19 protein-coding genes are annotated in these 20,562 nt (G+C 70.2%); 8 read left to right on the forward strand and 11 right to left on the reverse strand.

The features are described from left to right. Positions 1-21: 21 nt before the first annotated feature. The gene (locus ACQEV2_RS15950; RefSeq protein ID WP_433040913.1) at positions 22-1,035 is read right to left on the reverse strand and encodes a glycoside hydrolase family 6 protein; all 1,014 of its coding nucleotides are present in this window, start codon (positions 1,033-1,035) and stop codon (positions 22-24) included. 176 nt (positions 1,036-1,211) lie between these two features. Between ACQEV2_RS15950 and ACQEV2_RS15955 the strand changes: the two genes are divergently transcribed. Then, a complete protein-coding gene (locus tag ACQEV2_RS15955) occupies positions 1,212-1,988 on the forward strand; it encodes an ANTAR domain-containing protein (protein WP_433040916.1) in 777 nt (258 codons plus the stop codon). A 367-nt stretch (positions 1,989-2,355) separates the two neighbouring features. Here the strand turns inward: ACQEV2_RS15955 and ACQEV2_RS15960 are convergent, their stop codons facing one another. The 5 genes from ACQEV2_RS15960 to ACQEV2_RS15980 all read right to left on the reverse strand — a co-directional run bounded on the left by ACQEV2_RS15960 (position 2,356) and on the right by ACQEV2_RS15980 (position 6,808). Further along, entirely contained in the window at positions 2,356-3,021 is a 666-nt protein-coding gene (locus ACQEV2_RS15960; RefSeq protein ID WP_433040919.1) for a class F sortase, read from the reverse strand. Positions 3,022-3,023: 2 nt separating this feature from the next. Further along, on the reverse strand, positions 3,024-3,590 hold the full coding sequence (locus tag ACQEV2_RS15965) for a hypothetical protein (protein WP_433040922.1): 567 nt from the start codon (positions 3,588-3,590) through the stop codon (positions 3,024-3,026). Between the two features lie 131 nt (positions 3,591-3,721). Then, positions 3,722-4,501, reverse strand: a complete 780-nt coding sequence (locus ACQEV2_RS15970; protein ID WP_433040925.1) for an HAD-IIA family hydrolase — start codon at positions 4,499-4,501, stop codon at positions 3,722-3,724. Between the two features lie 87 nt (positions 4,502-4,588). Beyond that, positions 4,589-5,425 (reverse strand): LPXTG cell wall anchor domain-containing protein, encoded by an 837-nt coding sequence (locus ACQEV2_RS15975; RefSeq protein WP_433040928.1) that lies wholly within the window; start codon positions 5,423-5,425, stop codon positions 4,589-4,591. 165 nt (positions 5,426-5,590) lie between these two features. Next, positions 5,591-6,808, reverse strand: a complete 1,218-nt coding sequence (locus ACQEV2_RS15980) for an ROK family transcriptional regulator (protein ID WP_433040931.1) — start codon at positions 6,806-6,808, stop codon at positions 5,591-5,593. Positions 6,809-6,856: 48 nt separating this feature from the next. On the opposite strand from ACQEV2_RS15980, the gene ACQEV2_RS15985 reads away from it, so the two are divergent. After that, positions 6,857-7,930, forward strand: coding sequence for a Gfo/Idh/MocA family protein (locus ACQEV2_RS15985; RefSeq protein ID WP_433040936.1), 1,074 nt, complete (start codon positions 6,857-6,859; stop codon positions 7,928-7,930). Then, a complete protein-coding gene (locus tag ACQEV2_RS15990) occupies positions 7,927-8,454 on the forward strand; it encodes a heme-degrading domain-containing protein (RefSeq protein WP_433040939.1) in 528 nt (175 codons plus the stop codon). Before ACQEV2_RS15985 ends, ACQEV2_RS15990 begins: the two co-directional genes overlap by 4 nt. Before the next feature lie 105 nt (positions 8,455-8,559). On the opposite strand, the gene ACQEV2_RS15995 is transcribed toward ACQEV2_RS15990, so the two are convergent. The 4 genes from ACQEV2_RS15995 to ACQEV2_RS16010 form a co-directional block, all read right to left on the reverse strand. After that, positions 8,560-9,417 (reverse strand): fumarylacetoacetate hydrolase family protein, encoded by an 858-nt coding sequence (locus tag ACQEV2_RS15995; protein ID WP_433040942.1) that lies wholly within the window; start codon positions 9,415-9,417, stop codon positions 8,560-8,562. Positions 9,418-9,536: 119 nt separating this feature from the next. Continuing rightward, positions 9,537-10,250, reverse strand: coding sequence for a YidC/Oxa1 family membrane protein insertase (locus ACQEV2_RS16000; RefSeq protein ID WP_433040945.1), 714 nt, complete (start codon positions 10,248-10,250; stop codon positions 9,537-9,539). A gap of 118 nt (positions 10,251-10,368) precedes the next feature. Then, the gene (locus ACQEV2_RS16005) at positions 10,369-10,680 is read right to left on the reverse strand and encodes a DUF6412 domain-containing protein (RefSeq protein ID WP_433040948.1); all 312 of its coding nucleotides are present in this window, start codon (positions 10,678-10,680) and stop codon (positions 10,369-10,371) included. A 69-nt stretch (positions 10,681-10,749) separates the two neighbouring features. Then, positions 10,750-11,262 carry a winged helix-turn-helix transcriptional regulator gene (locus ACQEV2_RS16010; protein ID WP_433040951.1) on the reverse strand — a complete coding sequence of 171 codons (513 nt, stop codon included), beginning with the start codon at positions 11,260-11,262 and terminating at the stop codon, positions 10,750-10,752. A 69-nt stretch (positions 11,263-11,331) separates the two neighbouring features. Between ACQEV2_RS16010 and ACQEV2_RS16015 the strand changes: the two genes are divergently transcribed. After that, positions 11,332-12,861 carry an MFS transporter gene (locus tag ACQEV2_RS16015; RefSeq protein ID WP_433040954.1) on the forward strand — a complete coding sequence of 510 codons (1,530 nt, stop codon included), beginning with the start codon at positions 11,332-11,334 and terminating at the stop codon, positions 12,859-12,861. A 43-nt stretch (positions 12,862-12,904) separates the two neighbouring features. Here ACQEV2_RS16015 and ACQEV2_RS16020 read toward each other — a convergent pair whose 3' ends face one another. Continuing rightward, positions 12,905-13,696: a class E sortase gene (locus ACQEV2_RS16020; RefSeq protein ID WP_433040957.1), complete on the reverse strand. Its 792-nt coding sequence runs from the start codon at positions 13,694-13,696 to the stop codon at positions 12,905-12,907. Positions 13,697-14,030: 334 nt separating this feature from the next. Here ACQEV2_RS16020 and ACQEV2_RS16025 point away from each other — a divergent pair, with 334 nt between their 5' ends. The 4 genes from ACQEV2_RS16025 (at position 14,031) to ACQEV2_RS16040 (ending at position 20,523) form a co-directional block, all read left to right on the forward strand. Next, positions 14,031-15,503, forward strand: coding sequence for a beta-1,6-galactanase (locus ACQEV2_RS16025; protein ID WP_433040960.1), 1,473 nt, complete (start codon positions 14,031-14,033; stop codon positions 15,501-15,503). Between the two features lie 105 nt (positions 15,504-15,608). Continuing rightward, positions 15,609-16,010, forward strand: coding sequence for a hypothetical protein (locus ACQEV2_RS16030; protein WP_433040963.1), 402 nt, complete (start codon positions 15,609-15,611; stop codon positions 16,008-16,010). Positions 16,011-16,118: 108 nt separating this feature from the next. Then, positions 16,119-17,141 carry an SEC-C domain-containing protein gene (locus tag ACQEV2_RS16035; protein WP_433040966.1) on the forward strand — a complete coding sequence of 341 codons (1,023 nt, stop codon included), beginning with the start codon at positions 16,119-16,121 and terminating at the stop codon, positions 17,139-17,141. Positions 17,142-17,385: 244 nt separating this feature from the next. Beyond that, positions 17,386-20,523 (forward strand): DUF3427 domain-containing protein, encoded by a 3,138-nt coding sequence (locus tag ACQEV2_RS16040; RefSeq protein WP_433054477.1) that lies wholly within the window; start codon positions 17,386-17,388, stop codon positions 20,521-20,523. Positions 20,524-20,562: the final 39 nt, after the last annotated feature.

The following is a 20,562-nucleotide window of genomic DNA, read 5'->3' on the forward strand; positions in this document are numbered from 1 at the left end:
CCCCAGGCTACGTACAGGAAGCTATTCGCTGGCCTTGGCGAGCTTCAGGGCGTACTCCGCCCACCACTCGCCCGCCTTCGGGCCGCCCTTGCACTCGCCGTCCGACTCGCCCGGGCGCTTGACCCACACATACGCGTCCACCAGCGGGTCCGCCGTCTTCGTCGTCGGCGTCTCGCCCAGCGCGCGGCCCGGCGGGTTGCACCAGCGCTCGTCCGGGTTGCCCTCGGTGTAGGGGCCGTTGCCGTTGCGGCTGGTGTCGATCACGAAGGGCTTGTTGCCCACCTTGGCGGAGAGCTCCTTGCCGTACGCGATCGAGTCCTTGGTCGTGTAGAAGTTGGAGACGTTGACCGAGAAGCCGTCGGCCTGGTCGATGCCCGCCCACTTCAAGGGCTCGAAGATCTGGTCGGGGTGACCCCAGCCGGCGTTGCCCGCGTCCAGGTAGACCTTGGTGTTCTTCAGGGACTTGAGCTTGCTGATGGCGCCCTTGAGGAGGTCGTAGCGCTCCTCGTGGTACTCGTCCGGAGTGCAGCCGTCCACCAGGTGCAGGACCGCGTCCGGCTCGAGGATCACCGTCGCGGCACGGTCACCGATGCCCTTGGCCACCCCATCGATCCAGGTCCGGTAGGCGTTGCCGTCGGCGGCGCCGCCCTGGGAGTACTGGCCGCAGTCGCGGTGCGGGATGTTGTAGAGGACGAGCAGCGCCGTACGGTCCGCCTTGTCGGCGGCCTCGGTGAAACCGCGCGCCTCCTTCTCCGGGCTCTCCGGGCTGATCCACTCGCCCGTCGGCTGCTGCGCTATCTTGCGGATCTGCTCGGCGTCCTCCTTCTTGCCGTCCTTCTGGTAGGCCACGACCTGCTGCGCCGCGTTCCCGTCCGGGTTCACCCAGAACGGGTCGGTGTCCTTGGGCTGCTGGCTGATCCCGGCGTCGGCCTGCGGCTCCTCGCCGTCCCCGGAGGACGAACAGCCCGCGACCAGCAGTGCCGCCCCCAGCACCAGCGCGGACGTCCGCACTCCGACCCCCCTCTTCGGGTACATCCAACTCCCCCTTGGGTGCACTGTTCCAAGCCTCAATCCTGGCATACGCGGCGTGAGACCCACGAGGCCGCCCAAGGCTTGTCGGGGAGCTGTTACAGCCACCGCCGCGACGCCGATGACCGGGGTGGACGCACGCCTGCAAGGGGCGGGCGGCAGGGGAAGGGGAGTGCGCGCTCATGCACCCATCCACCCGGGAGATCCGGCTGGCGCAGGCACTGGTGGAGGCGGCGGACACCCTCACCGGCGGGTTCGAGTCCGCGCACTACTTACGCCGGGTCGCCGACCACTGTGTGCCCTTACTGTCCGCGCGGGCCGCCGGGATCATGCTGATCGAGAACGACCGGACGGTGTCGCTGGCCGCGAGCAGCGCGCACGAGGAGATGGCGACCGAGCTGCTGGAGGCCCAGCGCGGCGGCGGACCCTGCCCGGACAGCTACCGCTCCGGCCGGCCGGTACCGCCGGTCTCGATCCGCGCGGCCCGCGCGGCCGCCCGCTGGCCGGAGTTCACCGAGCGGGCGCTGGCCCACGGCATCGAGGCCACCTTCGCCGTCCCCCTGCGCCGTCACCAGCGGCTGCTCGGCGCGCTCAACGTCTTCTTCCCCGCGTTCCCCGACGCCTCCCCCGGCAACGGCACCGACCTGCGCCTCGCCCAGCTCATCGCCGACTGCGCGGCGCTCGGGCTGCAGAACAACACGACGTACGTCCAATGCCGCACCCGCGCCGGTCAGTTGCAGCAGGCGCTGTCCAGCAGGGTGCGCATCGAGCAGGCCAAGGGCATGCTCGCCGAGCGCTGGGGCGCCCCCGCCGACCACGCCTTCGGCGCCCTGCGCCAGTACGCGCGCCGCCACCGGCTGCCCCTGGACCGGGTCGCGCAGGCGGTCATCGACAGGGTCGCGGACGACGCCGAGCTGCGCCGGGAGGCGGGGCGGGCGGACGACGGGGAACGCCCGTAGCACCCGGCCCCTCCGCTTGTGCAGCCCGGGCCACCTGGCCCTAGGCCCCGGCCGTCATCCGCTCTACAGTCTTCCCGTACGGCCCCAGCCCCCGGTCGGACAATCCCCCACTGATCACCCAGACCTCCCGCGCCGGTCGCCGGGTTACTCCCGCAGCCCGTGCGCCCGCGGTTGAGGACCAGCCCGGTCGACGGCTCAGGGGGAGCGGTCGTCGACCGGGCCAGGTGACAGCGTCGCCCCGAGGATGGGACATGCGCCGCACGGCCTCACGCAGCCCTTGCCCGCACAGGCGCCGACGCGATCGGAGCCGCCGTATGGCCGCGGCTCGCGCGAACGACGGGGCCGACCGGGCCGGCTGGGCAACCGCCTACAGGCCCGTCCCCGTGAGATACGCCGACACGATCACGTTCGCCGTGTAGCTGCGGGTCGTCCGGTCGAAGGTGCCGCCGCAGGTGATCAGGCGCAGTTCGGCCCGGCCCGAGCGGTGGGCTCCGTAGGCCTGCCGGGCGTCGAAGCGGTCGCGGGTGACGACGTGCACGTCCTCCACGGTGAACTCGGCGACCTTGCCGTCGTCGCGGAGCACCCGCACGGTCGCGCCGGGCCGCAGGGCGCGGAGCCGGTGGAAGACGGCGGGCCGGGTCGCGGTGTCGGCATGCCCCACCATCACCGCGGCCCCGGCGGCCCCCGGCTTCACTCCGGCCGCGTACCAGCCCACGGCGCCGGCCTGGGCGTAGGGCGGCGGATCGACCGCACCCTGCCGGTCGAGTCCCCGGGCGACGACCGGTGCCTGCACACCGAGCCCCGGGATGTCGAGGCGTTGCGGCAACGCGTCCCCCAACGGCCGTACGGCGGGCGGCAGTTGCACCATCTGGGGCCGTCCGACCGCGGCGACGTCGCCCGACACCGGCGCGGATACGGCCTGCCGTACGTCGGTGACCTCCCGCCCCCACAGCCACAGCCCGAGCAGCAGCACGGCCCAGGCCACGCCCATGAGGAGGCGGCCGCCGTGCGGGGAACGTTCGTGGTCCGCCATGGTCAGCGCTGCCGTCGGCTCCGGCGGCTGCTCCGCAGCGCCACCGCGGTCGCGGCGACGCCCGCGAGGACCAGCCCGGTCACGGTGTGCGCCGTGCCGGGACCGGCCGCGCGGGCGTCCACGACGGCGAGCTGGGCAGTGCCACCGCCGCCGGCCTGGACGGGGGCCACCGGAGAGGCGGGGGCCGACGGCTCCGCCCCGTGCCCCACGGAGCGATCCGCCCCCTGCCGTACGACGGTGACGGCGCCCGTGCGGGACGCCTCCCCGCAGGCGACCTTCACGTCGTACGTCCCCGCCCGCAGCGTGGAGCGGACGCGGCTCTCGCCGACGAGGGTGCCGTCGGCGCCGACGGTGAGGCGTGCGTCGGTGACGAACGCCGGGGAGAGGGCCTTGGCGGTCTTCTCCCGGCATCCGCTCACCCGCAGCGCGACGTCGCTGCCGGGGCGGGGAGACGACGGACTGACCGAGACACCCCCGTCCGACGCGTGTGCCGCGTATGCCGCCGCCGGTGTGACGGCCACCGTCCCGAGGGCGGCGATCGCACAGAGAGTGACTCGCAGTGATCCCATCGTGAACCTCCAGTTACCTGGAGGCTCCCCCCGCAGGACCGGCCCCGCATCCTCACAGGGGGCCGGACTGCTCCGTACGGGTCGTATTGCGGGTGTACGGGGTTTCAGATGCGCGGTTCGGCTCCGCGGTGTCAGATCCGCTCGACGAGGTCCGCGATCGAGTCGACGATCTTCGACGGCCGGTACGGGAAGTTCTCCACCTGCTCGGGCCGGGTCAGGCCGGTGAGCACCAGGAACGTCTGCATGCCGGCCTCCATGCCGGCCAGCACGTCGGTGTCCATACGGTCGCCGATCATGGCGCTGGTCTCGGAGTGGGCGCCGATGGCGTTCAGGCCGGTGCGCATCATCAGCGGGTTCGGCTTGCCCGCGAAGTACGGCTGCTTGCCGGTCGCCTTGGTGATCAGCGCGGCCACCGCACCGGTCGCGGGGAGCGGTCCCTCGGCGGAGGGGCCGGTCTCGTCGGGGTTGGTGCAGATGAAACGGGCGCCGTCGTTGATGAGCCGGACGGCCTTGGTCATGGCCTCGAAGGAGTAGGTGCGGGTCTCGCCGAGGACGACGTAGTCCGGCTCGTGGTCGGTGAGGATGTAGCCGATGTCGTGCAGCGCGGTCGTCAGGCCCGCCTCGCCGATGACGTACGCCGAGCCGCCGGGACGCTGGTCGTCGAGGAACTGCGCGGTGGCCAGCGCCGACGTCCAGATGTTCTCGATCGGCACCTGCAGGCCCATGCGGTTCAGCCGGGCGTGCAGGTCGCGCGGGGTGTAGATCGAGTTGTTGGTGAGGACGAGGAAGGGCTTGCCGGACTCACGCAGCTTCTTTACGAAGGCGTCGGCACCGGGGATCGGGATGCCCTCGTGGATGAGCACACCGTCCATGTCGGTGAGCCATGACTCGATGGGCTTGCGGTCTGCCATGTGCGCGATCTCCTGCCGCCGTGCGTGGTGCGTGCGTGCGCCCCAGCGTAAGCACAGGCTCGATCATCAGGGAACGGCCGTGCGACCTCAGCGCCGCCTCCGGGCGAACAACAGCCCCGCGCCGGCCAGCAGGAGGACCGCGGTGGCCGCGAGGGCGGCGCGGGGGGACGAGGCGAGGCCGGTGCGGGCGAGCTCGTCGGCGAGGGTGAGCTGGTTGCGGGGGGTGCCGGGGGTGGGCGAGGCGGTGGGGTCGGGCGGGCGGGCGGAGGCCGCCTGGCCGGCGGGGTGGGTGGGGACGGCCGGGTCGGCGTCGATGGTGAAGCGGTAGTCGTTGGACTGGCCGACCCAGTCGCCGTCGCCGTCATGGCGTTGGACGACGGCCGCGTTGGCGGTGACCTCGTTCGGCACGGCGTCCGAGGTGATGGCCAGCCGGACCGTCACCGTGAGGGTCGCGCGGGGGCCGACGGTGAAGCCGGGGAAGCCGTCGAAGGCGCCGACGAGTTCGTCCTCGTCGGTGGTCTCGAAGCGGACGGGGCGGGGGCGGGTGGCGTCCGGGCCGTCGGTCGAGGTCGCGTCCGGCGTCGTGTGCGGGCCGCCGTCCGGGTTCCCGCTCGGGCTGCCGTAGAACTCCAGGCGGGGCTGGGACGGCTTGAGGGCGCGTTTGCCGTCGACGAGGACGACGACGGGGTGGATGCCGGTGCAGGCCCGCCCGGTGGTGTTGGTGAGGTCCAGGTACCAGGTGCCGAATCCGCCGCCGGCCGTGTAGGAGTCCGGGCCGCCGTGGAGGCGGGTGGTGAGGGGGAAGTCCCGGTCGTCGGTGGCGCAGCTGGGCAGCTCGTCGGGGGGTTCCGCGTGCACTGGGGGCGCTGCGGCGAGGAGGGCGGCTGCTGCGAGGCAGAAGGGGGCGGGTGTGTGCAGTCGCATAATCAGATGACCATGCCGGTCGGGAACGGCTTCCGGACGGTGCCATTCCGTACGGCTCCGCAAGTCCCCTCGATCAGCGCACGTGCGCGGGCTCCACCCCTCCACTCGATCAGCGCACGCGCCCGGGCCCCACCCCTCCACTCGACCAGCACAAGTGAACCCGCCTCACCCGTCGGCCCGCCCGAACAACGGCGCCAGCAGCAACTGGGCCGCCCCTTCGGCGACCCCGCTCTCCCCGTGCCCCCCGCGTTCCCCCCGCTCCCCGCCGGAGGCGACCCGCACCGGCACCGCGTCCCCGCCCGCCCGCCGGGCGCGTTCGTCGAGGACGTCGGCGACCCCGCGTACGAAGGTCTCCGGCGCCGCGGCGACCGTGCGGCCGCCCAGCAGGACGAGGTCGACGTCGAGCAGCGCCACCAGGTTGCCGGCCGCGGTGCCGAGCACGCGGGCCGCCTCCGCCAGGTCACCGCGCGCCACGGCGGCCAGGCACAGCGCCTCGACGCAGCCACGGTTGCCGCACCCGCAGGGCGGGCCGTCCAGCTGGACGACCTGGTGCCCGAACTCCCCGGCTCCCGTACGGGCGCCCCGGTGCACCGCTCCCCCGATCACGAGCCCCCCGCCCAGCCCCGCCCCGAAGTGCAGGTAGGCGAAGGACGTGCCGGACGCGGCCTCGCCCCCGACGGCGAGCCCGAGGGCGGCGGCGTTGGTGTCCTTGTCGACCACGACCGGCAGCGCGAGCCGCCGCACGAGCACGTCCCGCAGCGGAAAGCCGTTCCACTCCGGGAACCCGGTGACCCGGTGCAGCACACCGCGCCGATGGTCGAGCGGCCCGGGCAGCGCCACGCCGACCCCGAGCACGGCACCCGGCCGACCGCCCCCGGCCACCAGCTCCCCCACCTCCCGCACGGCCCGTTCGACGACCGTCTCCGCACCGGCCCCCAGATCGAGCGGGGCCCGGCGCCGAGCGACCACAGCCCCCGTCAGATCACAGAGCACGGCCGTCAGCTCGTCCCGGTCCAGATGCACCCCCACCGCATGCCCGGCCTCGGGCATGAGCCGCAGTACCGTACGCGGCTTGCCGCCCGTCGACGCCCGGCGCCCCGCCTCCGCCGCGAGCCCGTCCTCGCGCAGCCGGGCGGTGATCTTGCTGACCGCCTGCGGGGTGAGGCCGGTGCGCTCGGCGAGTTCGAGCCGGCTGATGCCCTCGGCTCCGGCCGTACGCAGCAGGTCGAGCACGAGCGCGGCGTTGTGGCTGCGCAGGGCGCCCAGCTCCATCGATGGACGGCTCCGCCCCGCGGCGCCACCCGTCCTGCCGCCCGTGCCGCCCCCCCTGGCGTCCGCCACCCCGCCGTCGGCGCCGCCCTTCGTCCTGTTCACGCCCCCCATTGTCCCCGGCGCTTGCACTTTGGCAACAGCGTTGCGAAAGTGGGTTTCATGAGTGCTACTCCCCTCCGTGTGGGCCTCGTCGGCTACGGCCTGGCCGGTTCCGTCTTCCACGCCCCGCTGATCGCCACCACCGAGGGCCTCGCCCTGGACACGGTGGTCACGTCGAACCCCGAGCGGCAGCGGCAGGCCCGCGCCGAGCACCCGGACGTCCGCGTCGCCGCCACGCCCGACGAGCTGCTCGCCCGCGCCGACGAGCTCGACCTGGTCGTCATCGCGTCCCCCAACAAGACGCACGTCCCGCTCGCCACCGCAGCCCTGAAGGCGGGCCTCCCGGTCGTCGTCGACAAGCCGATCGCCGGTACGGCGGCCGAGGCGCGCGAGCTGGCGGCGCTGGCCGAGGAGCGCGGACTGCTCCTGTCCGTCTTCCAGAACCGCCGCTGGGACAACGACTTCCTGACGCTCCGCCGGCTCCTGGCCGAGGGCGAACTGGGCGACGTATGGCGCTTCGAGTCCCGCTTCGAACGCTGGCGGCCGCAGACCAAGGGCGGCTGGCGGGAGTCCGGCGACCCCGCAGAGATCGGAGGTCTGCTGTACGACCTCGGCAGCCATGTCGTCGACCAGGCGCTGGTCCTCTTCGGCCCGGTCACGCAGGTGTACGCCGAGGCGGACATCCGCCGCCCCGGCGCCGAGACGGACGACGACACTTTCATCGCCCTCACGCACGCGAGCGGCGTCCGCTCCCACCTGTACGTCTCCGCGACGACCGCCCAGCTCGGCCCGCGCTTCCGGGTGCTGGGCTCGAAGGCGGGATACGTCAAGTACGGCCTGGACCCGCAGGAGGGGGCGCTGCGGGAGGGGCAGCGCCCGGACACGACTGCCGACTGGGGCACGGAACCCGAGTCGATGTGGGGCCGAGTGGGCTCCGGCGAGTCCCCCGTGACGGGCGGCGGCCGCGTCGAGCCCACCCTCCCCGGCGACTACCCCGCCTACTATGCGGGCGTGGCAAAGGCTCTGCTGGACGGCGGCCCCAACCCGGTGACGGCCCTGGAGGCGGCATCCGCCCTCGACGTACTGGAAGCGGCCCGCCGTTCGGCCCGTGACGGAGTGGCGGTGGCGCTGTGACGCACAAGCAGTCGCATCAGACGCACAATCCAGAACTCACCCCGAGGTTCCACCCGGAGCTCACCCCGCCCCTGGAGGAGCTGGAGGCCCAGGAACGCCGCCTGGTCTTCCGCCGGTTCACCTACGACGACGCCTGGGCCCTCGGCTCCCTGCTGGTCGAGATGGCCCGCGAGCGCCAGGCCCCGGTCGCCATCGACATCCACCGCGCCGGCCAGCAGCTCTTCCACGCGGCCCTGCCCGGCTCCACCCCCGACAACGACGCCTGGATCGCCCGCAAACGCCGGGTGGTGGAGCGCTACGGCGCCTCGTCGTACGTCGTCGGCGCCCGCTTCCGGGCCAAGGGCACGACGTTCGAGGATTCGTCCCGTCTGGACCCCGACACCTACGCGGCGCACGGGGGCTCCTTCCCGATCAACGTCGAGGGGGCCGGAGTCATCGGGTCGGTGACGGTGAGCGGCTTGCCGCAGCTGGAGGACCACAGGTTCGTGGTGGAGGCGCTGGAGGAGTTCCTGAGCAAACAGTGACGGCAACGCCCCTGTTTTCAGGGGCGCGGGGAACTGCGCGACCAGCCACGTACTACCCGCAGCTGACGAACAACGCACAGTTCCCCGGCTCTCCCAGCGGAGCGCTCACGCGTCTTTGAACTCCTGCCTCTGCCGACCGAGCCCTTCGATCTCCAGCTCCACGACATCCCCGGCCCGCAGGAACGGCTTGGGCTCAGGCTGCCCCAGAGCCACCCCCGCCGGCGTACCCGTGTTGATGACATCACCGGGATACAGCGTCATGAACTGGCTGACGTACCGCACGACCTCCCCCACCGGGAAGATCTGCTCAGCCGTCGTCCCGTCCTGCTTCAGCTCACCGTTGACCCACAGCTTCAGCGACAGCTTCTGCGGATCCGGCACCTCGTCCGCCGTCACCAGCCAGGGCCCGAGCGGGTTGAACGTCTCGCAGTTCTTCCCCTTGTCCCAGGTCCCGCCCCGCTCGATCTGGAACTCCCGCTCGGACACGTCGTGCGCCACCGCGTACCCGGCGACATGCGCGAGCGCCTCCTCGGCCGAGTCCAGATACCGGGCCGTACGCCCGATGACGACCGCGAGCTCGACCTCCCAGTCGGTTTTCGCCGACCTACGGGGGACCAGCACCGTGTCGTACGGACCGACGACCGTGTCCGCGGCCTTGAAGAAGATGACCGGCTCGGCGGGCGGCTCGGCGCCGGTCTCGCGGGCGTGGTCGTGGTAGTTCAGCCCGATGCAGACGATCTTGCCGATCCGCGCGAGCGGCGGCCCGACCCGCAGCCCGGTCGCGTCCAGCGCGGGCAGTTCCCCGGCGTCCGCGGCCGTGCGGATCCGCTCCAGCGCCGCATCATCGGCAAGCAGCGCTCCGTCGATGTCCGGCACGACACCGGAGAGGTCCCGCAGAACACCCTCGGCGTCGACCAGTGCGGGCGTCTCCGCTCCCGCCGTACCGACTCGCAGCAGCTTCATGATCACAATCTCCCTCGATCGCGGGCGTCCGCCGACGGGTGCAGCCATCGGAGGACTGGTCGATCCTCCAAGGTCGACAGCCAGTCCGCAATACCCGGTTCACGTACTGGACCGTAGGCTCACCGGTACAGCACGGCCCGCTCCACCGCGCTCCACGTCGTGCTGGTCACCACGTACAGCGCGGCCGCCAGCGGCACCACCGCCACGGTGAAGAGCGTGAAGAAGGACATGAACGGCATGACCTTGCCGACGGCCCCCATGCCCGGCACGGGCTCACCGTCGGCCACCGGCACCGCCGGATTCGCGGCCATCATCCGCTTCGTACGGCGGTAGTTGAACGCCGCGACGCCGGTGACGACCACGAACAACCCGACGTAGACGAGCCCCGCACCCCCGAAGACGCCCCCGTCGCCGAGCGCGTCAGCCCAGCGGGCGCCGAGGGGCACGGCGAACAGCTGGTGGGTGAGCAGTTCGTTGGCCTCGCCGCCGATCGTCGTGTTCGAGAACAGGTGGTAGAGCAGGAAGAACGCGGGCAGCTGGAACAGGCTGGGCAGACACCCGGACAGCGGCGACACCTTTTCCTCGGCGTGCAGGTCCAGTACGGCCCGCTGGAGCTTCTCGGGGTTCTTGCCGTGCTTCTTCCTCAGCTCGGCGATCTTCGGCTGCAACTCGGCCCGCGCCTTCTGCCCGCGCGCGGCGGCCCGGGACAGCGGGTGCACGAGCAGCCGTACGAACGCGGTGAACAGGACGATCGCGGCGGCGGCCGCGGAGGCGCCGAACAGCGGGTGGAGCAGGTCGGCGAGCTGCTGAACGAGGTCAGCGAAAACGGACATGGATGAGCCCTCCGAGGGTCTCGTCGTGCCGGAGTGATGGGAAATGCCGGGAAATCGGCATGGCGGCATGACGAACCGGGCGAGGGCAGGCCCCTGGTGCGGTTGCGGTGCGGGTGCCCTACGCGACGGTCGCCGGGAGGGCGTGGCCGGGTGCCCTGGGCCGTGGCCGGCCCGAGGCGTCGGGGTCGCGTTGGGGCAGGAAAGCCGTACGGCGGGCCCGGTCACGGATGGCCGTACGCACCCGGGTGGGCGCCACGGCGGGCGCGGCGCGCGAGGCGAGCAGGGAGCAGACGGCGAACGCCGAGCTCGCGGCGGCGGTCGCGGCGAGCGCGACGGTCGCGGAGAGACTGCCGGTGTCGAGCAGCGCGACCTCGAGGAAAAGCACCACCATGGCAGCGGCGGGCCGCAGACTCGCCCAGCTCCGCATCATCGGCGCCCCTCCCCTCCTACGGCTCGTATCCCTGTCACCGGCTCGTATCCCCGTTGTCCCGCATCCCCGTTATACAGGCTGCAGCAGGCGCTTGGGCTTGAGCAGTGCCCGGCTGACCGGATCCGCCGGGTCCGGATCGAGTCCGGGTCCCGGCTCCATGAGGACGTCCTCGACCGGTACGACGGTTCCGCAGGCGGGGCATTCGCCGTACGGGCCGAGCTCCGTGCCGCAGTCGGCGTGCCGGAAGTAACGCAGCCGGGCGCCGCCGAAGTGCTCGCGGCCCCACAGGGCGAGCGACCGCACCGTGGGCCACAGGGCGATGCCGCGGTCGGTGAGGACGTACTCGTCACGCGGCGGCGACTGCTGGTACCGGCGCTTTTCGAGGATCCCCTCCGTGGTGAGCGTCTGGAGGCGGGCGGCCAGGACGGCGCGCGGGATGCCGAGGTGGACGAGGAAGTCGTTGTAGCGCCGGACGCCGTAGAAGGCGTCGCGGACGACGAGCAGCGTCCACCGCTCACCGACGATCTCGAGCGCCCGGGCGATCGAGCACTCCTGTGACGCGTAGTCCTTGCCCAGTGCCATGGCGTCCACTGTAACCCCTTTTCACCTTCATGGTTCAATGAACGAACTGACAGTGTTACGGTAGGGCGCATGCCACGGTTCAATGAACGAACTCTCGCCGCCGGCCTCCCCACCGGCAACGAGGCCACTCCCCAGGCCACCCCCGGCACCGCCCCCGCCCCCCAGCCGCCCCCACACCCACGCGCCACCCTCGCCCTCACCAGCGCCGCCACCGCCGTGGCCCTGATGACGTACACCGCGCCGATGGTCACGCTCCCCCAGACCGCCGCCGCCCTGCACACCCCGCTCTCCGCCCAGGCCTGGCTCCTCAACGGCACCCCGCTCGGCCTCGCCGCCCTCCTCCTGGTGGCCGGCGCTCTCGCCGACGACTACGGCCGCCGCCGGATCTTCGTCGCCGGCACCCTCGCACTGGGCATCACCACCGCCCTGGGCGCCCTGACGACCACGACCTGGCTGTTCACGCTGGCCCGCATCGCCCAGGGCGCGGCGAGCGCGGCGCTCCTCGCCAGCAGCCTCGGCCTGATCGCCCACGCCTTCCCGAACCCACGCGGCCGACTGCACGCGACCGGCGTGTGGGGCGCGTTCGTCAGCGGCGGCATCGCCGTGGGCCCGATCCTCACCGGCGCGATACCCAACTGGCGGGTCTCGTACGGCGTCCTGGGCGCGGCCGCGTTGATCGTGGCGGGCTTGTCCGCGCGTACGCTGCCCCGTTCCGAGCCCCGTTCCGAGCCCCGTTCGCACGGAAGGTCTCGCGGAGACTCGGACGAAAACTCGGACGAAAACTCTCATGGAAATTCTCACGGAACGAGAGAGGCATCCGTGCGCGGCGGCCGCCCCGACCTCGCCGGGGCGATCACCTTCGGGCTGGCCCTGGTCGCCCTGGTGGCGGCACTGACCCTGGGACGGGACGGCTGGCTGCGGGCTCCCGTGGGCCTGCTGCTCCTGGCGGCCGTCGCCCTGCTCGGGCTCTTCGTCGTGGTGGAGCGGCGCACCGCGAAGCCGATGATCGACCTGACCCTGCTCCGCCACCGCCGTTTCCTCGCGTCCTCCTCCGGCGGGCTGTTCACGGGTCTCGCGGTGATCGGGCTGTTCAGCTTCCTGCCGGCGCTGCTCCAGCAGACGCTCGGACTGTCCGCCATGGACACGGCGTGGCTGTTCCTGCTGTGGTCCGGGCTGTCCTTCGCGGTGGCTCTGCAGGCGCGCAGACTGTCGGGCCGGTTGTCGCCGCGCCTGCAGCTCGCCCTCGGTTTCGTGCTCCACGCGGGCGGCGCCCTGGCGATGCTGGGCGCGCTCGACGCGGGTTCCTGGCCCCGGCTGCTGCCCGGCCTGCTGGTGGCCGGCGTGGGCAGCGGCCTGCTGAACGCCGCGCTGCCGCTGCTCGCGGTGGAGTCCGTACCGGCCCAGCGGGCCGCGATGGGATCGGGCGCCCAGCAGACGTTCCGGTACATCGGCTCGAGCGCCGGCGTGGCCCTGACCATCGCCCTCGCCACCTCGACGAGCGGCGGGCTCGCACACGGCGCGGACATCGCGATGGCGGTCTCGGCGGGGCTCGCGCTGCTGGCGGCGGTGAGCGTGGTGGTGCTGCGGGAGCGGGGCTGACCATAGGGCTTGGCTGACGACAGGGCTTGGCTGACGACAGGGCCTAGCGGGGCCGCATGGAGACCAGCTTGGCCCACACCACCAGCCGGTACCTCGACGTGTACTCCGGCGTGCAGGTGGTGAGGGTGAGGTAGTAGCCCGGGTCCGTGTAGCCGTAGCCCCGCTTGACGGAGGAACGCGGGATCGGCCGGATGACGCTCCCGTCATGCGTGGCGGTCTGCGGCAGCGTCCGGTCGACGGCATACGTGTACGTCGCGCTCCGCGTCTCGACCCGGACGGTGTCCTCGGGCGCGAGCCGGTCGATGTACCGGAAGGGCTCGCCGTGGGTGTTGCGGTGCCCGGCGAGGGCGAAGTTGCCCGCCTGGCCCGGCTGTTGGGTGCCCGGGTAGTGGCCGACGTAGCCCTTGTTGAGGACGCCGCTCTTGCTGACGCCCTCGGCGACGGGGACGCGGAGGTCGAGGCGGGGGATGGTGAGGATGGCGTAGGCGCGGGACCAGTCGGGCGCCGCTGCGGGGTCGGCGGCGGACTGCCGCCGGGTGCCGCCGGACCACTCGGGCTCGGGCGGGCCGTCGGACGCGGGTGCGGGCGGGGCCGACGCCGCCGGTACGCCCGTACGGGAGCCGCCGCCCGAGCCGTCCCACGTCCGCTCCAGCGCCCGGACCTCCCGCTCGGCGCCCTCCCTGGCCTCCCGGTTGGTCCACCACACCTGATGTACGACCAGCAGCAGAAGGACGACCCCGACGCTGACGAGCACCTCCCCGCCGGCCCACAGCGCCCGCCGCCGCAGGGCACGCCGCCGAAGACCGCTGTGCTGCACGACACGAACCCGCACCATCCGTGAGCCTCCTTCGCCGGGGCCGCCCGCACGATAGGGGCCGGCGCGCGAGGTCTCCAGACCCGTGCGCGTCCGGTGCGTGGCGCGTGGACCTCCGGTACGCGGCCCGTGGGCGTCCGGTACCCCGAACACTTCCTCCACAGGTTTGAGAAAGGGCTGTCGGAACCCTCGACAAGCTCACACGCCACACCCGATGCTTCCTGTCGTCATGAACGGGACAGGCCCACGACTTCGGTTCGACGACCGACAGTTGATCGACCACTGATCGACCGTCGACCGGCCATTGATGTCCATTGATCGGCCATTGATCAAAGATGATCGAAGCGGAGAAGTCATGATCCGACGCAGAACTCTGCTGGCGGCGACAGGTGGCGCACTCTTCGGCAGCGCCCTGGCGACGGGCACCGCACACGCGGACGCGACGATCGCCGTCAACCCCGGCACGTCGTACGGCACCTGGGAGGGCTGGGGCACCTCCCTCGCCTGGTGGGCCAACGTGTTCGGCGCCCGGGACGACTTCGCCGACCTCTTCTTCACCACCAAGTCGGTGACCTACAACGGCACGACACTGCCGGGCCTGGGCCTCAACATCGCCCGCTACAACCTCGGCGCCTGCAGCTGGAACAGCGTGAACGGCGAGTCGATGGTCGAGTCGCCCAACATCCCCGCCTTCAAGCAGATCGAGGGCTTCTGGCAGGACTGGAACAACGAGGACCCCACCTCCTCGGCCTGGAAATGGACGGCGGACGCCAACCAGCGCGCGATGCTGGTGAAGGCGACGCAGCGCGGCGCGACCACGGAACTCTTCGCCAACTCCCCGATGTGGTGGATGTGCAGCAACCACAACCCGTCCGGCGCGGCGGGCGGCGGCAACAACCTCCAGACCTGGAACTACCGCCAGCACGCGTCTCACCTGGCCGCGACGGCGTTGTACGCCAGGAACAACTGGGGCGTGAACTTCGCGACGGTCGACCCCTTCAACGAGCCGGCCTCCACCTGGTGGACCGCCACCGGCACCCAGGAGGGCTGCCACATGGACCCGGCGGTCCAGGCGGCCGTACTCCCCTACATGCGCAGCGAGTTGGACAAGCGCGGCCTGACGGGCATCCGCATCTCGGCATCCGACGAGACGAATTACGACACGGCCCGCTCGACGTGGTCGTCCTTCAACTCCTCCACCAAGGCCCTGGTAAGCCAGGTGAACGTGCACGGCTACCAGGGCTCGGGCGGCCGCCGCGACCTCCTCTACACGGACGTGGTCACGACCTCCGGCAAGAAGCTGTGGAACTCGGAGACGGGCGACGGCGACGGCACGGGCCTCACCCTGGCCTCCAACCTCTGCTACGACTTCCGCTGGCTGCACCCGACGGCCTGGTGCTACTGGCAGGTCATGGACCCGACAGCGGGCTGGGCGATGATCGCCTACGACGCGAACACCCTCCAGCCGACGACAGTCCAGACCAAGCACTACGTCATGGCCCAGTTCAGCCGCCACATCCGCCCGGGCATGCGCATCCTCGACACGGGCGTCAGCTACGCGGCGGCGGCCTACGACGCGTCGGCCCGCCGCCTGGTGATCGTCGCCGTGAACACCTCCACCTCCGCCCAGACCTTCACCTTCGACCTGTCCCGCTTCACGACGGTGTCCGGCGGCTCCGGCGGCCTGGTCCCGCGCTGGAACACGGTGACGACGGGCGGCGACCAGTACCGGTCGTACTCCAACACCTTCCTGAGCGGGAAGTCGGTGGCGGTGCCGTTCGCGGCGAAGGCGGTGCAGACGCTGCAGATCGACGGGGTGGTGATCTGATCGACGGGGTGGTGATCTGATCGACGGGGTGGTGATCTGACGCGACGGCTCACGGGCCGCTGCCGTGACGCAACCGGAGGCTTTTCCGGGGACGTCCTGTGCGACGTGGCGGAACCAGTCGTAGAAGCGGAAGAAGAAGATGAGCGCGGGCACCGAGCCGGGCGCCGGCATGGCCCGCTGGCGCCTGCGCTGGCGAACCTGGCCCTCGGAGTGCCCGCGATCATCCCCTTCTATCTGACCTACTGGCTGCTGACGAAGTACCTGCCTTCGAGCTGCGACGCATTCGTGACCAAGCCGGACATGTCGAACTGCGACTACCACACGCTCGACCACGCGCCCGTGATCATGTTCCTGCTGGCACTGACCGGGGCGATGCTGCTGACCGCGCTGGTGGCGGTGAACATCCTGGGCCCCCTCCGCCGCGACGACAGCCCGCGCAGATGGCTGCCCATGACGACGCTGGTCCCCCTCCCGTTCATGATCCTGCTGTGCCTGGCGAAGGCCTGAGGGCAACGAAGGCATGCTGCGGCCCGACGTCCTCGACCAGGCAATATCTGTACCCTCTTCTTCCCTCTGTTCTCTCCTCGGTCAGCCATGGGCAGTACGGTGTCCCCCATGCGCCCCGACACGCCTGCCGAAAACGTCGACCACACCGCCGAGGCGGCACGCCTGGAGCGAACCGCCGGCCTCTACCCCGAGGACGCCGAGGCCCTGCTCCTGAGGGCCGCGGCCCACCTGGAACTGTCCGGCGACCGCCCCGCCGCGACCGCGCTCTACGACCGCCTGCTCTCCTCGTCCGTCACCTTGGACAACCCGTACCTGGTACGAGCCCTCAAGGCGTCGAACCTCTGGGAGTACGGCCACGAGGCCGAGGCAAGGGCGATCATCGATGGCGTCCGAGCCGCCGCCCCGCGGGACCCGGCCCCCTGGGTGATCGTCGCGGAGGCCCTGGAAGCACACGACGAGCTGGAGCAGGCGCAGGAGACGTTCACGGAGGGAGCCCGCCTCCTCCTCACGGACGTGGCGGAGCCGCCGTACTCCACGCACCCGCTGCTGTTCGGCCGCCACAGGGTGAGGCGGATGCTGGGCGCCGCCCACGACGAGTGGGACGCCCTGGCCGACACACTCCACTCGATGCCGGTCTCCCTGGACGAACTCCACGACCCCAAGCGCGTGTGGTCCCTGGGCTCCGAAAACCCGGCGGAACTGGAGGCGGAGATCTCACGCCTGCGGGCGGAGCTGGGCGCGTATCGGGAGGCGCTGTCCCGCCCGTTCCCGGTGGCGGTACTGCACTGGACGGCGGATGAGCTGACGGAGCTGGTGGCCGCATATCCGTCGCTGGCGGTGGAGTACCCCTCCCATGAGGAGCACCTGGCGACGATAGAGGGGTCACTGCGGGAGTTGGCGTCCTCAGGCACACCGAACCTGGGGATCGTGACGGGAACGGTGCCGTCGTACGAGGCCTTCGCGGCATCGGAGGGGGCCTCTCCGGAGGACGCGACGCTGCTGCCGCAGTACGCGACGACGCTGGCGGCGCGGGGGCGGGCTGTGGCTTGGCCGCCGCAGCGGGGGGTGGGGTGCTGGTGCGGTTCGGGCCAGCCGTACGGCGCTTGCCATGGGGCGGAGCTGCAGGGCTGATACGCGAAAGCGCCCCAACCCCGCCTCGCCACCCAGCCGACCTCCCTGCTGCCAACCTCGGCCACCCGCCTCTCTGGGCCGCCCGCTCGCTTCTCCCCCGCGGCAGCACGACACTGCCAAAGAAGCGGGCGGCCCCAACGGCACATACCAAGAACCCCAAGCCGTCCATGGGGACTGTCAGCGTCGCCTGCTACAACAGAGCCATTGCTGTGAGGGGATTGGGGAAATCAGCGTGGCTCAGCCGATGGATCTGTCGCAGCCTGTCGCGGGTGTTTACGAGGAGCTCGTCACCCAGCGCATGCAGGAGCAGATGGAGCAGTTGAATGCATCAGGCTGGAAAGCCATCGATGACGAGGTCAGCGAAGAATCGTCACCTCATGTGCTCGCCCGACACATCAGTCAGGCCGTAAGCCGCCGACTCAGTCAGCTCCCGCAGGACAAGCGCGTCGCCGTAGCCAACCAGATCATTGAGTCACTCGCATCCGACCCTGCTGGCCTCGGAAGCAGTGACGCAGTCGAGCTTATCGCCGATGGACCTCGCCAGCTCCTCGCCCTGGCCGAGCAGGAGGCTCCCGGCGTCTACGCGATGCGCCCACTCACGCCACTATCGGAGACTGCGCTCATCACCAACTCCCCCGAGGATCCAAGCCTCGGTAGCGAGCTGCGCGCTGAGCTAGCAACGGCGGACCGCATCGATCTGCTCTGCGCCTTCGTGAAGTGGTACGGCCTTCGGGTACTTGAGGACTCCCTCCGTGCCGCAGCGGAACGCGGAGTCCCGATCCGAGTGATCACCACGACCTACATCGGCGCTACCGACCGCCATGCCCTCGACCGGCTTGTCCGCGACTTCGGCGCTGAGGTGAAGGTCAACTACGAGATCCGCTCGACACGCCTCCATGCAAAGGCCTGGCTGTTCCGCCGCAAGAGCGGTTTCGACACGGCGTACGTCGGCAGCTCCAACCTCTCGAAGGCCGCACTGCTCGACGGCCTGGAGTGGAACGTGCGCCTGTCGTCAGTGGCTACTCCGGCGGTGCTGAATAAGTTCGAGGCAACCTTCGACGCGTACTGGAACGACATCGCTTTTGAGCCCTACGATCCGGATCGCGACGCCCACAAGTTGGACGAAGCTCTGCTCGTGGCGGGCGGATCCCCGTCCAGCCAGGACTCCAAGATCAGCCTCTCCGGTCTTGAAGTTCGGCCCCACCCACACCAGGCCGACATGCTGGAGCGGCTGCGAGTGGCGCGTGAGGTACATGGTCACCATCACAACTTGCTTGTTGCGGCAACCGGTACCGGCAAGACAGTCATGGCCGCCCTTGACTACCGCAATCTGCACAAGGAGTGGGGAGGCAAGCAGTACCCGCGGCTCCTTTTCGTGGCCCACCGCAAAGAGATCCTGAAGCAGTCGCTGCGCATGTACCGCGAAGTCCTCGATGACGCATCCTTCGGCGAAGCGCTCTTCAGCGGAGAGCTACCACGTGACTGGAAGCACGTCTTCGCCAGCGTCCAGTCACTCACTGACCAACGCCTCGACGAGTTCACCCCGGAACACTTCGACATCATCGTCATCGACGAGTTCCATCACGCCACGGCTACGACGTATCGCCGCGTCCTCAACCACTTCAAGCCGAAGCAACTCCTTGGCCTAACCGCTACTCCCGAACGTGCCGACGGCCTCAACGTCCAGGACACATTCTTTGAAGGACGGATAGCTGCCGAGATGCGGCTATGGGAGGCCCTCGACAACAACCTCCTCTGCCCGTTCCATTACTTTGGTGTTCCCGACGGCACGGACCTCACCCGCCTCAACTGGCGTTCTGGGACGTACGACCAAAGCCAGCTCGGCGACTTGTTCTCCGCCGACCACGCCCGGGCCCGCATCGTCATCAAACAGGTACGGGACAAGGTGTCCGACCCGATGAGCATGCGGGCACTCGGCTTCTGCGTCAGCAGGAAGCACGCTCACTTCATGGCGAAGTGCTTCCAAGACGCCGGCTTCAAGGCTGCTGCCCTGAACAGCGCGTCGAAGCCCGAGGTCCGTGACCACGTTCTATCGCAGCTCAAGGCCGGGGAGATCCAAGTCATCTTCTCCGTAGACCTCTTCAACGAGGGCTTGGACATCCCCGACGTCGATACGTTGCTCCTCCTACGCCCAACGAGCAGCGCCACCGTCTTCCTTCAGCAGCTCGGTCGAGGTCTGCGTCGTACGCCGGACAAGCCTGTGCTCACTGTGCTCGACTTCATCGGGCAGCACCGTGCAGAGTTCCGCTTCGAGGAGCAGTTCCGCGCGATGACTAACCTTTCGCGCAACCGGCTCCTCGAGCACGCTGAGCGCGACTTCCCCATGCTGCCGTCCGGCTGCCAGATCATCCTTGAGGGCAAATCCAAGGAATTGGTGCTGGACAATATCCGCACCCAAATCAAGGCGACCGTTCAGACCCTCGCCAAGGAAGTGAGAGCCTTCGATACGCCGCTCCTCGAGGACTATCTCAGGGAGAGCCGTCGCGAAATCAGGGAGTTGTACAAGTCAAGTAACTCGTGGACGTCAGTCCTGCGCCGAGCCGGCCTGGAAGAGCTACCTGAACAGGCTGGCGAGGATGACTTGTTGAAGCGTGTACACGCGTTTCTGCACGTCGACGACCGTGAACGTGCCGACGCATACAGCCGCTTGTTGAGTGACGATGCACCGAGGTACGAGTCGCTGAACCCAAGGGACCAAGCCTACGCGCGCATGCTCTTCTTCAACCTTTGGGACAAGGCTGGAGGGTTCAGCTCCTACGCACAGGGGCTTGAATCACTCCGTGAGCAGCGAGCCCTCCGTAGCGAGCTGCGACAGGTACTCGACCACGTGATGGGGCAAGTCGACCACTTCCCCATTCCTTTGGAAGGCCCGCACGCGCATATCCCCTTGAAGATTCATAGCGCGTACAACCGCTCGGAGATCCTGGCCGCGCTTGGGGTCGCTCGCCTGGGCGGTCAGATGCCCGGGTCCTTTGCACAGGGTGTCCTGTGGGACGAGCCGAACCAGACGGACGCACTACTGATCACCCTCGAGAAGAACGAGAAGGACTTCTCACCCACCGTCCGGTACAAGGACTACGCGTTGACCCTCTCCCTCTTCCACTGGGAGTCGCAGAGCACAACCGCAGATACCTCACCCACGGGCTTGCGGTACCAACAGCACCTCCAACGCGGAAGCCACGTACTGCTGTTCATGCGGCGCTACAAGGACACCGACATCGGCAAGGCCCAACCGTGGATGCTGCTCGGCCCAGCGACCTACGTACAGCACGAAGGCAGCAAGCCCATGGCCATCACCTGGCGACTGCATTACGAGCTGCCTGCAGATGTGTGGTCGTACTCGGCGATCGCTGCAGGCTAGCCGGCTCGACGCTCAGACCCGTCGGCCATGACTCCGATG

This window comes from Streptomyces sp. CA-251387 (genome assembly GCF_050936625.1).
In the GTDB taxonomy this organism is placed as follows: Bacteria; Actinomycetota; Actinomycetes; order Streptomycetales; family Streptomycetaceae; genus Streptomyces.